Genomic DNA, 12680 nt, shown 5'->3' with positions numbered 1-12680 from the left:
TTTTTCACGACCAAACAAGCACTCCCGATAGCAAGGTGTACATATAACAATGGTAGATTCCAATATGGATTGAAGTCAATATTTGAGACAGATTTTAAGAGACATTCAGAACCGCGTTTACCTTCCACAGCTCAATGCTCTTATACTAAAAAAATGGACTATTTTTATTCAGTCCGTAAAATGAAAGTATAGGAGTATTTTTATGTCAATTCGTTATTCACAAGATTTCAAAGATTCATTGGTTAAACTTCACCAAGAAGGCCGTTCACTCAAATCATTAGCAGAAGAATTTGGACCATCAAAAGATTCTATTGCTATTTGGGTTAAGCAAGCTACCCCAATCATGATCAAGGGTCAGTCAAAGACTTTAAAAGACGTCAAGCAACTAGAGAAGCGCCTCGCTATTTTGGAGGAAGAAAACGAAATTTTATCACGCATAGCCTGACAGGCATTGAGCGGCCATCTTACTAGCCAAAAAATAGTCCGTAATGTGGGATTGCCGCTAGTTAATCAATTTTTAGCACAAGGCTACGCGCTTGTGCGTATTTTAAGTGCACTTAAAATCAAATCTAGTACCTATTACAATTGGCGCCATTGGCAGCCCAGTCGACAAGAAAAACGTAGAGAATCCCTGAAACCTTATATTTTAGACGTTTGGAAAACCTTTAAATTTTATGGCTATCGTCGTATTGCTGCTTATAGTCACCTAAACAATGACTGTCCAAAAATATCTGAATATATGACACTCAAATTAATGCGTGAATTAGGGATTAGATCACGCATGCAAAAACGTTATCGCAAGCCAAAAACTGTGGTGACGGTCGATCAAAAGCCCAATCTGATTAGACACTTGCATGATTTGAGTGGTGTTTGGCAAACAGATATCACTTATATTCAGTTGACTAATCACAGATGGGTCTATTTAGCGACCGTTTTGGATCCTGAGAAGAGAAAAGTATTGGGCTATAAAATTGGCGATACAATGACAGCCGAGCTAGCCACAAGTTCCTTACAGATGGCTTTAGATAAGCATCGAAAGCCACTCATTATTCATTCAGATATGGGGTCACAATACACGAGTGCTGAGTTTAATATTAAATGCCAAAATTATGGCTTGAAACATTCATATTCACTCAAAGGCCATCCGTACGATAATGGCCTTATGGAAGCGTTTCATTCAATATTGAAGCGTGAAGAGGTTTATTTGAAGGCATACCAAACATTAACTGAAGTCCAAGCAGCCATTGGTTGGTATATCAATTTTTATAATCGCAATCGTATCTCAAATGTCGCCTAAGTAACTGAATAAAAATAGTCCAATTTATTGACTTCTGAGCAAAATGATGCGCCGTAATAAATACCATTGCGACTGGTCGCAATAGCTCAATATTTGAATTCCGCTTAACCATTAACCCAATCCCAACGCTCCCATCACGTTTTACACTATTATTTTTATTATACGTGATTGTAATGGGATTGTCATAGACGATTAAGAAGTATTTGATAATTACAATACCAACTACCTATTTACTATATAGAAATTTTGCAGGTATACCGCCAACAACTTGGTTTTTAGGTATATCTTTTGTCACAACTGCATTAGCCCCAATGATAACATCGTCACCAATATTTACTGGTCCAATAATTTTCGCACCCGCACCAATCACTACATTATCACCAATTACTGCGGATTCACTGCCAAAACCATTTTCTCCAATGGTTACTTGCTGGTATATCGTAACATTTTTTCCAACATTGACTGAAGGGTGGATAAATATTCCAACTAATCCGTGTGGTAAATTAGGTATTGTTTTAAATTCAACCCCCGATCCAAATGTCCCCCCAATTGATGATCCATTTTTATATTCCATACGACGAACTAAAAAACGTGAAATTTGTGCAAAAATATTGTACTTTGAATGCTCAATCATGTACTTTCTTAGTCTCCAATAATAATTTGGAGCAAATCCTGTCAAAATATATTTTGATACTTCGTTTATCATAAATGCACACCTGTAAAAAATTTCTCTTTATTATTGATTGAAGTTAAAAAATTTATTCAATTTTTGTGTTCGTCAATTCAGACTCTTGTTATTACATTGTGATCATTAACATAATAAGCTACAACACTTGTAGAATTTTATTTTTTAACATAAATTTTTTTATTATTAATTTATTTAATAATATCAACGTATTGGGATTATATAGACAGTATGTAAGATAATACACAAAAATGTGTTCCATGAACTCGATATCCATGCCAAAAAGCACTTTTTAGAAATCCAGATTTGCACACATACATATACCTCCACTGCAGATACTAACAGAAAATAGTTAGTATTAAGTAACTTAAATTCTCGTATACTGAAAAATCGGATTATTATATTTCTAGTGTGTTATCCCAGATAATCAAGATAATCGTGTAAAAGATTTTTTGATTATGAAAGCTAGGTGATACCCAACAAAACCCAATCATTAGTTGTTGAAATCGTTATGTATTAGATTAAAACACTCAACTCGTTGGGACTGACGTTAATCGCCAGTCAGTCACTCATGACGAAGTCAATACGTTAAAAGAAGAAAACGAAATTTTAAAAATACTGACTTCAATTAGGTTCAAAAATGTGTCGAGAGCATGTAGCATCACGAGGCTACTTTTTCTACATGATGTTTGATAATTTTTAGTTCAAACAGCCATTTGCAACGTTATAATCCAGCATCATATTCAACGATATACTTCTCTTACGATAAGTATAAAAATCGAAAGCTTTCACTCACTATTAAAACATGAAATTCAATATTGCCAATCAAAAAACAGCCTAATTAATTCAACACTAAATTATTTATTGGAAAATATAACTTAAAATTCTATGACCTATGATCTTTTAAATTGTCTAATGACCTGTTTGTAAAGCTGCTTGAATTCACCATTTTTCAAGTTAAACAACAAATATATTATTAGAGTAGTAACAAATGATAACGCCAGACTTAACAGAAAAAGTAACATATCATTCAGGTTAAAAATTCTTAATGTGTGAGTAATAAAGTAAACAATACTCAAATTCAATGATACTTCTAAAATTATTCTAAAATATCTTTTATAGAAAAGAATAACATTTTTCTTAAATCCAAAGTGGAATACCACATATGCTTCATATACAGTAGCAACAAAAAAACTTGTAATAGCCGACGAGATTAATATGCTTAAAATACCCATCTTGAATATGACTAAAAGAATTAATGAAAGCGATAAATTCAATACTGCCTCCAAAAATGGTTTTAATCTCTGTTCATAGGCCAACCCGTAAGCATCGAGAAAAACCAGACATGTATGCCTAAGAGAATTAATCACAAAAATTTCTACCATCATAATAATGACATAATTGGGCATTAAATACTTGCCACCTATCCACAATTGAATAAAATAAGGCAGACTTCCCAAAATACATGCAGAAGCAAAAAATATCATCGTATAGTTCATAAATTGATGTTTAAAGAATAACTTTATTCCGTCTTCGCCATCCTTATTTACAGCGACAATATTACCAATTGTAGAAGTCATTGCACTTGAAACATTAAACATTACTGTTTGAACTGAATAAATTACAAGTTGATAGTTACTATATAAACCAACTGTAACTAAACTGATAAACATTGAAATCAAGATATTACCGGTGCCGTTTACCACAACGTCTCCCACTTTATTAGCAAATGTACCGATAACATTTCTTTTGAGTTTTGTGATTATAGGCTCCGGAATACGTGCAGTTTTTATTTTGTCAAATTTTTCATAGTAGTTTTTCTTAACAATAATTGTTAGAACAATGTTGCCCATTATTGTAAAAACTACTTGTAAAAGTAAATAACATGCATAATTTTTCCAGAAAAACAGTGTGAATATTTGTAATAATACAGTAGCTAAATAGCTCAAAAAATCGACCGTGACTACGATATAATTACGTTCGTTTGCAATAATCAATGATCTATTATACGTCAACAAATAACTAACAACACTGTTAAATAACAAAATACAATAATAAAGTGTCAAATTTTCTATTGGTTTTCCGGCTATTAACGGTAAAAACGGTATTAATGCCAGGCCAATAACTAAGACTATACCTGCTAAAACACGATAAACTGTTCTGTAAAGCTTCATAATGGACTTTACAACAGTCCAATTTCCCGTAGAAACCGGATGATAAAGTGAATACACTATCGCATTTCCAATCCCCATTTCAGCTAGTGAGAGTGTTACCAATATGCTTGTTAGTAGCCCATTAAGTCCTAATAATTCAGTACCAAGAATTTGAATAAAAATAGTACGCGAAACAAATCCAAGTATAATTTTTAAAACTGCACTACCACCACTCGCGCCCATATTAAGAAGCGCATAGTGGAGATGTGATTTTTCTGCCATTTACTTAATCCAAACTTTCTTATTTGTGATAATTTGCTTTTATTATATAGATTTTTTTAAATACATTTATATCAACACTTATATTAACTCATATGTTAAAATTTGGACAGCATTATTTCTAGGGTATAATCCAAGATAATAAAGTATAAGAGCTTTTTTATTATTAAAGACATCTGATATCCAATCGAACTCAAATCATCGATTGTTACTTTGTCCATACAATAATGCAGATATTGAAAGTTCTTACTCACTATTAAAGCGTGAAATTTTTTGCCAATTTCGATTTTCATCTGCTTCCCGTTTAATTTTAGATACATACAGATATATTAATTGGTTCGACATTGACAAAATCAGTATTGCCAATTGAAAAATGAAAATGAACTAATCAGCCTTAGAACAAAATAGTCCAAACTACTGACTTATGCACAACATTCTTTCATATTAAATATATTAGATCTTGTATTTTTCCTATCATTTCAAATGTTCACTCTATTTATTGAAATGCTGATAGTCACTCCAATAGTAATTTAAACCTAATTTTCGTGAGAATTGTAGCAATCATTTTTTCGTAAATTTTCAATATAAATCCTAACTAGCCTATATCTAATTAAATATATAACACCAAGCAACTTAATAATTTTTGTACCAACTTTGCTTTTTTCTTCATAAAAATTTAATTCTTCAATATTCGTTGATTGTTGGTTCCTGATTGCGTTAGATACCCTTTTAGCCATAATTATTGATTTAACAGGATTTCGATGAGATTCACTTTTTACGCGTATTCTATATTTTAGTAACGATTCGCCCAAATAACCAAATTTCACATTACTATCTAACATTGCCCGAGCAATTAAATCATAGTCCTCAGCAGGTTCAACTTTTCGATATTTTAAATTATTTAAAATATTTCTAGATACCAGCCACAATGGATGAGCTAAGATGTTCCCGTACTTTTCAATACTCCGGATATCCAAATTGAATAGATCGCGCTTACGGCTTATCTTAATAATATTCCCACTTTCATCAATAGAATCGTATGCACCCGATACGAAATTAAGATTATTTTCGATTAGAAACTTATACTGCTTTTCCAACCTATTTTTTTCTGCTATATCATCGGCATCCATTCTCGCCACATATTTACCAGTTGATTTTTGAATTAATTTATTAAGATTTTCAGCTAATCCAAGATTTTCATAATTTATGTATAATCGAAAATTATCATTGTTTTTTTCTTGCCGCGTTAAATATTCAATCGCCAAAATATTAGTTGGATCATCTAATCCAACTAATATTTCCATATTTGAATACGTCTGATTTTTGATAGAATTAATACTTTGTTCTATATGTGTTAATTTTTCTTGATAAACAGGAATTATAACAGAAATTTTATCATTCATTTAAAATTACTCTCCGATTTTTGGTAACCTAATTAAAGGTGGCTCTGAGAAAACGTATTTAATATATTTAGACCAACCAATTCAAATATATAGCATTTTATGTATTGTATATTTATTGGCGCTGTACTTATCCTTTGAAAAATTATCTTACAAGAAAGGCATTAAATTTAGATTTGATAACTAGTTTCGTTTATTATCAATTTTCGAAAACATAAAATCCATGCTGTATACAACAAAACATCTCATTTAAGCTGAATATCATATGCAATTTGCAATGTACGCTGATAACGATTAATGTCATTTAATTTGGTAGCTTTTAATCTTGAAGCAACTGACTTTTTTTTATAGTATTCTTCATCAGAAAGCAATTCTACAATTTCTCTTACTAACACATTATCATCATCTGAAAGAATGCCATTTTGAGAATTAACTAGTTTTGGTAGTCCACCCACAGGTGTTGCAACAATTGGTTTTGACATCAACATTGATTCCAATACGCCCAGTCCAAAACCTTCCCACTTTGAAGTTAAGATACCTATCTTTGAGTTGAAAATATATGGATATGGATTAGTTTTAAATCCAACCATATCTATATTTTCAGAAAGATTTTCAGAAATAATTTTTTCACGCATTTGTGCTTCTAAATCACCGCTACCAACCCAACAAACCTTAATGTTGGGTAAATAATGTTTTACCATTTTTATTATCTTAATAAATCTTTCAGGGTTTTTTTCATCTGATATTCTTGCAATGTAACTAATATCAAATTTATCGAGTTTATATTTTTGTGCTTCGCTTACAATTTTTTTTGTTTCAACAACGTTACCGAGAACCAACGCTTTTCTTTTAAGCAATCCATGGAATACATATTCATCAATGACTGCTTTTGAAACTACCAGAGTCTTATCGATAAATAATAAAGAAATTGCATATAAAATTGATTTTAAACTAATTTTTTTAACTTGTGGATCGTTTTTGTGTAAGTGAGAAACAATTATACCTTTTTGTTTATGAATAACTCTTGATAATAATGACGCTAAGATGCTTGCCTTGAAATCATGTGCATGAACAACATCTGGCTTTTCAAATTTAATTATTTTTTTCAAATTGAAATAAGATAACTTGGAAATTTTCAAATGTTTAATATTATTCTTCGATAAAACTTCAGATATTGGACCATCAGGTGAAACATATACATGCTCAACATCATTTTCTAATTGAATTATAGTTAACACTACGTGTTCCGCGCCTGAAAAATTTCCAGTATTTAGAATGTGAAATACCTTTTTCATATTTACACTCCATTTTTTTCTTGAGAATATATTTTGGTTACAAGGTAGCCTACTGTAAATACTATTATGAGTACAAAGAGAATACCTGGAACGCGAAGCCGTATTGCAGTTCCTAAGTTTTTGTTTGTTAAACCAATAGCACTGAACCATATAATTGACTGAATCAGGAGTATTCTTAACACTTTTGATTCAGTCAATATCTTATTTCGTTTCCATCGATCAATTTTAAAATAATTAATCATTACAAATACAATGAAAATACTTTCTGCAAAACCCACCATGGTCCCAATGCTCTTAATTTGCCAAATAAACGGGCCAGCAAAATTAACTAAAATGGAATAAATATACTGAACAATAAATAACGGAAATAAGTTAGTATTAAATGGCAATCCAAAGTCACTGCCACCACTTCTCAAAGCAAGATATTGATCACCCACAAGATATAGGCCCTCTCTGTATTTTATTGCAGCTAACAAGGACATATTCAAATACGGAACCTTAAAATTTATCAGGAATGTATACCAAACAAGTAGTAAAAACAGTCCAATATACATTATACGCTTAATACTTTTAAAACTTTTGCTGATAAAAATCCTACTGATTAGAATAGACAAAAGGACCGCTGCAGCAGCATAGCCTCTAAAGTGATAAAGAAAAAAGATGCATATAATAAACTGGACTAAACTGAAAACATCGTGATTTGCAATCCATTTTGCCCCGAAGTAAACACTCCACACCATAAACATATAAATCCAGTAATCTCGATATACACTAAATAATAAATAAATAAGCGACGGATAAAAAAGAATAACTAGCATCATTTTTTTCTTAACATCGAATAATTGCGTCGATAATTCATTTTCTATTAAATTTATAATTCTTAATATACCGATTACCATAAATGTTAGGGCAATAACATTTGCAATTCTAACAATTAATGGTGAAGCAACTCCTAATAATTGAGTTAAGAAACTCATTAATGGCACATACCAAGTTTTTGTAGCGTTTACATAACTTATATTGCCATACATAAAATTATTTTTGATTTGCTGCCAATATCCAGCGCCATCATCCCCGCCCCCAAACAACTGAATTGTCTCACCATCAGTTCCATAGTGTTTGGCAATGAAATATATAACTATTGTCTGTAATAGATAAAAAATTATAATAGCAATTACATACAATAATATATCTCTTTTATGATTGTTTTCTTCCATTAATTACTCCAACTATCGGATGTTTTAAAATTGTTGATAAATCGAAGTCATTTTTTTATCAATACTTTTCTTATCAAATTTTCTTAAAAAACTGGTATCTAATACCGTGAACTTTTTATTTTTAATAATTTTAGATAAAGATTCAGCTTCTCCATCAAAAACTATTCCATTGACTCCACTTCTTATATAATCAGCAATGCCTCTTTTATTCGAGCCAATTAAAAATGTGCCATCAACTGTTGCATCTAGACCAGCAATTCCTAATCCTTCTTGTAATGATGGAAAAATTGAAGCATCACTGGCAAAGTTGATATCATGTACGTCGTTTCTATAACCTAAGAGCTTTAAATTTTTTTCATAATTAAAGCTTTTTGCTTGATTGATTAAAGAATCTTTTCCAGATCCAACACCTGCAATAACATAATATATTTTCTCGTGAATTTCCGGACCTAGTAATTTTATAGCTTCAAGAACAATCCTATGATTTTTTCTTTTACTCAATTCACCAACAGATGATAACAAAATAGCATCGCTAGGTATTCCTAATTCATTTCGAATCTTTTTTCTTGCTTCTTGTTTATATTCTTCTGAAACTGTCCATGCCTTTTCCACGTCGATTCCTATTCCTTTAATTTGTATTATTTTTTTTGCGTGCATATGTTTTTTTGCAATAGCAAAATCTTCTTCATTAATGGTAATTAAAGTATCAGTAAAGAATGAGAAAAACCATTCAATCGGAAAAAATACAAGCCAGCCACTCTTGGGTCCTCCCTTAAAAAAATGGAAACCATGTGCTGTGTAAATAGCAGGCACTTTAAAACGCCACGCTACATATCGTCCTAAAATACTACCAAGCGGGGAATGGACATGAATAAACTTAAAGTCATTATCTCTGAACAACTGCTTGAGTTGTCGAGTTGCAAGCATATTCCCTTTTATTGTGCCTAACCGCCGTTCAAAATCTACCTGATGTGCAATGACATCATTGTCCTTCATCCATCGTTTAAAACGTTCATTTTCTTGGTCTGACATTGAACCAGCATCAACCATATTGGTAGCAACGTGAACCTCGTATCCAAGTTCTTGCAAGATTTTGATATTACGGTGATTAAACTGTTGAATCATGTTGGCCTTTGCCGCCAACATCAATACCTTTTTAGTCATGCTTTACAACTTCTTCCTCATCACTTAAATCGGGGTTTTCTGCTGATTTAAATACTCCTTCACGTTTGATAACAGAGAGTATTGTTTCAAAGATCAATAACAAATCAAGTTTAAAGTTAATATAATTTGCATACTTTGCATCATAACTCGCTTTATCTTGATCTGTGATATTATTTCGGCCATTAACTTGTGCTAACCCAGAAATTCCAGGTCGAACCTGATCAGCTCCGTTTTCACGCCGTAATTCCAGAACTTTTTCATCAGTCTTCGCCAATGGACGAGGTCCAATAAAGCTCATATCCCCTTTAATAACATTCAGTAATTGTGGCAGTTCATCAATAGATGTTTTCCGAATAAACATACCAAAAGTCGTGATATAACTTGTAATATCGTCAAATTCTGAATTGGCTTTTACTGGTGCCCCGTTCGTCATTGACCGGAACTTATACAGTGTAAACGGTTTTGAATTCAATCCAAAACGCTCTTGTTTGAAAAAAATTGGTCCTTTTGAAGTTAATTTCACTAAAATTGCAACAATTATAAATAGCCAACTCAATAAAATCCCCAATATAATTGCTACACAGGTATCTAAAAAACGTTTAAAAAAAATCCTGTAAAATGTTCTCATTCCAATCACCAATCCCAATTACTGTAAATAGCTACTTGGCATCTCCATAGCCATATCCGTAGCCGTAACCATTACCAGAATTTTTCTTACGCGTACGGTCGTTGTAGATAAACCCTAGCACTGGTGCATTAGCCAATTTCAACATGTCTGATGTGCGTTGCAAAGCGCCTTTTGTTGTTTGTCTCCCACTCACAACAACAGCCACCCCGTCCATCTTGCTCATCAGCACTTGTGCATCCGTCACCATCAAGAATGGTGGTACGTCAAAAATGACCATATCATAATGTTCACGTAATTCAGCAATCAGGTTCGTCATCCGACTTGAAGCCAACAACTCAACTGGATTAGGTGGTACTGGCCCAGACGTCACAACGTCCAATGTTGCGAGACGTGTGTGACGAATAATCGATTGTGGATCACTATTCACATCAGCCAAATAGTTCGTCAACCCATGATTATCCGCAATGCCAAAAGTAACGCCTACGGTTGGACGACGTAAGTCCGTATCAACCAATAAAACCTTCTTACCTTGTTGCGCATAAGCCACGGCTAGATTAGCTGTAATCGTTGACTTACCCTCTGATGGTAATGGTGATGACACCAGTAGTGTCTTCACATTTCCCTTCGCCACTGATGCGAATTCGATGTTCGTCCGAATTGTTCGGAATTGTTCCGAAACCGAATTTTTCGGCTCTACTGCGGTAATCAATCGTGCACCATTAATCATCGTGTCACGTGATAAACCTTCGCGACCAACTTTGTATTTTTTGCTAAAGAATGCCATGTTTTATTCCCCTTTAATCCTTACCTAAACGGCTCAAACGTGATCGTGGATGCGTTGCATCATGATCGAGTGTTGTCCCTGTATTAACCGACATATCACCTTTCCCAATTTTTTTAATATGCCCAATAGCACCGAGATTAGTCAAAGCAAAGAGCTGTGCGACTTCATCAGGACTCTTCAAAGTCGTGTCGGATAGTTCTTTTATCAATACAACTAGGAATGTCAACCCACCAAACAGAACCAGTCCAGCTAAGGCAAACAGGTTCTTATTTGGCGCCACTGGCGTATGATTGGTTTTGGCGGAATCGATAATAGACACATTATTGATTTTCATAAATCCGCCAATTTTATTCTTGAATGCATCAGCGACTGTATTCGCTACGGCAGCGGCTTCCTCAGCATTCTTAGCTTTCACATTAATCGAGAAGACTTGTGAGTTTTGTTGGTTTGAAATTGACACCATGCTCTTCAATTGATCAACTGACAAGTTATATGGCTTCTGTGATGATGGTTTCGTGATTTCTTTTTGAGCTGGTGTGACTAAGCGACGTGCGCCATCAGCCAAGGTTTCATATTCCGCTGGCTTGGCTTCTTGCACGACAATTGGTTCTGGATGCTTCAATTGTTTAGCCGCATCCCCTAAGACATTGCTCGAAATCACCAGATTCTTATAAGTTTCAATGATTTGCACATTGGCTTGTTGATCCGAAAGGTTCACTGATCCGTTGTTATTATCGTTGGAATGATTCACCAGCATACTAGTTGATGCGCTATACGTTGGCGCAATTAAAAATTTGGCAATCCCAAAGCCAAGACCCGCACCGATAAGCGCCATAAACAAAATGGCGAAAAAGTGCTTGCGGATAATGTCCCATAGTTGTCGTAACTCAAGTACGTTATTCATTGTGTATTAATCCTTTATTCTTTTTAAAAACGGTTTCGTAGCCAACGTTTGACAATTGGTACTGGCAATAAACGCTGAATGGGTCGACCATCAATAATCGCTTCCGCATTCAGCGCAAATAAGTCACTGATTTCAGTGCCCTGCTGTTTTCGCAACTTAGCAAAGGCAGTCTGCATATTATAGGTGCGATTGGGCAAATCATGCACGTCTGAGACAAACACATGCCCTAAGTTATGCGAGACAATTGCCTCAGCAAACTTTTGCACTTTTTTCCCAAAGGCCCCAACATATGAACTGGCCGTTACCTGGGCAATCGCCCCCCGCTCCACCAGCTGATATAGAATCTCTGGTTGTTCCATCAACTTCGTATTGCGCTCTGGATGCGCAATTTGTACTGTAATGCCCCGCTGCATCAGATTAAAAATCATATCGGCACTATACGTCGGCACATCATCATCTGGGAATTCCAGGAGTAAATACTGATTCCCTTCATCAGCAAAGAGAATCTCATCTGCTGCTAACGCTTCAATTAGCTCACCGTTAATCCGGACTTCTTGTGACGGAAAGACTTGTAAGGGAATCCCTTCTTGATCAAGCATCGCTTGGAAGTCAGCCGTTAAGGCTACCACGTCTGCTTTGTTATTACGATAACGCCCATTCATATGATGAGGCGTCATCAACATCGCTTCTATCCCTTCCGCCACAGCGTCACGCGCCATCCGCAACGAGGCACGCATGGACGCCGAACCGTCATCAATCTCCGGTAGCAGATGACTATGTAAATCAATCATACTTGCTCCTTAATTTGTATTACTATTACAAGTTTAAGATTACTTTACGAGGTCAAAGCCCCATATATCTAAACAATACCATG

The 12680-nt window shown here is 34.1% G+C and carries 12 protein-coding genes; 2 read left to right on the top strand and 10 right to left on the bottom strand.

Translation table 11 applies throughout. The features are described 5' to 3' along the window. Positions 1 to 202 precede the first annotated feature (202 nt). Positions 203 to 445 carry a transposase gene (locus ACI3ES_RS01855; RefSeq protein WP_004912700.1) on the top strand — a complete coding sequence of 81 codons (243 nt, stop codon included), beginning with the start codon at positions 203 to 205 and terminating at the stop codon, positions 443 to 445. Between the two features lie 45 nt (positions 446 to 490). Continuing rightward, the gene (locus ACI3ES_RS01850; RefSeq protein ID WP_407632010.1) at positions 491 to 1297 is read left to right on the top strand and encodes an IS3 family transposase; all 807 of its coding nucleotides are present in this window, start codon (positions 491 to 493) and stop codon (positions 1295 to 1297) included. Positions 1298 to 1523: 226 nt separating this feature from the next. Here ACI3ES_RS01850 and ACI3ES_RS01845 read toward each other — a convergent pair whose 3' ends face one another. The 10 genes from ACI3ES_RS01845 to ACI3ES_RS01800 form a co-directional block, all read right to left on the bottom strand. After that, a complete protein-coding gene (locus tag ACI3ES_RS01845; RefSeq protein WP_317212402.1) occupies positions 1524 to 2003 on the bottom strand; it encodes a DapH/DapD/GlmU-related protein in 480 nt (159 codons plus the stop codon). Positions 2004 to 2875: 872 nt separating this feature from the next. Continuing rightward, complete coding sequence (locus ACI3ES_RS01840) at positions 2876 to 4417, bottom strand: oligosaccharide flippase family protein (protein ID WP_317212400.1); 1542 nt, start codon at positions 4415 to 4417, stop codon at positions 2876 to 2878. 533 nt (positions 4418 to 4950) lie between these two features. Next, entirely contained in the window at positions 4951 to 5817 is an 867-nt protein-coding gene (locus tag ACI3ES_RS01835) for a glycosyltransferase family 2 protein (RefSeq protein WP_317212398.1), read from the bottom strand. Positions 5818 to 6059: 242 nt separating this feature from the next. Further along, positions 6060 to 7109 carry a glycosyltransferase gene (locus tag ACI3ES_RS01830; RefSeq protein WP_407632009.1) on the bottom strand — a complete coding sequence of 350 codons (1050 nt, stop codon included), beginning with the start codon at positions 7107 to 7109 and terminating at the stop codon, positions 6060 to 6062. Between the two features lie 2 nt (positions 7110 to 7111). After that, positions 7112 to 8326, bottom strand: a complete 1215-nt coding sequence (locus ACI3ES_RS01825; protein ID WP_317212394.1) for a hypothetical protein — start codon at positions 8324 to 8326, stop codon at positions 7112 to 7114. 24 nt (positions 8327 to 8350) lie between these two features. Continuing rightward, on the bottom strand, positions 8351 to 9490 hold the full coding sequence (locus ACI3ES_RS01820) for a glycosyltransferase (protein WP_317212392.1): 1140 nt from the start codon (positions 9488 to 9490) through the stop codon (positions 8351 to 8353). After that, on the bottom strand, positions 9483 to 10118 hold the full coding sequence (locus ACI3ES_RS01815) for a sugar transferase (RefSeq protein ID WP_317212389.1): 636 nt from the start codon (positions 10116 to 10118) through the stop codon (positions 9483 to 9485). The genes ACI3ES_RS01820 and ACI3ES_RS01815 overlap by 8 nt, the downstream gene beginning before the upstream one ends. 31 nt (positions 10119 to 10149) lie before the next feature. After that, on the bottom strand, positions 10150 to 10902 hold the full coding sequence (locus ACI3ES_RS01810; RefSeq protein ID WP_317212388.1) for a CpsD/CapB family tyrosine-protein kinase: 753 nt from the start codon (positions 10900 to 10902) through the stop codon (positions 10150 to 10152). A gap of 13 nt (positions 10903 to 10915) precedes the next feature. Beyond that, on the bottom strand, positions 10916 to 11806 hold the full coding sequence (locus ACI3ES_RS01805; protein WP_317212386.1) for a Wzz/FepE/Etk N-terminal domain-containing protein: 891 nt from the start codon (positions 11804 to 11806) through the stop codon (positions 10916 to 10918). A gap of 23 nt (positions 11807 to 11829) precedes the next feature. Continuing rightward, entirely contained in the window at positions 11830 to 12597 is a 768-nt protein-coding gene (locus ACI3ES_RS01800; RefSeq protein WP_317212384.1) for a CpsB/CapC family capsule biosynthesis tyrosine phosphatase, read from the bottom strand. Positions 12598 to 12680 lie beyond the last annotated feature (83 nt).

Origin of the sequence: Leuconostoc falkenbergense, assembly GCF_045801155.1 — a bacterium.
Lineage (GTDB): Bacteria > Bacillota > Bacilli > Lactobacillales > Lactobacillaceae > Leuconostoc > Leuconostoc falkenbergense.
Note: the sequence above shows the minus strand (reverse complement) of the source record. Positions and strands in the feature narration are given on the sequence as shown.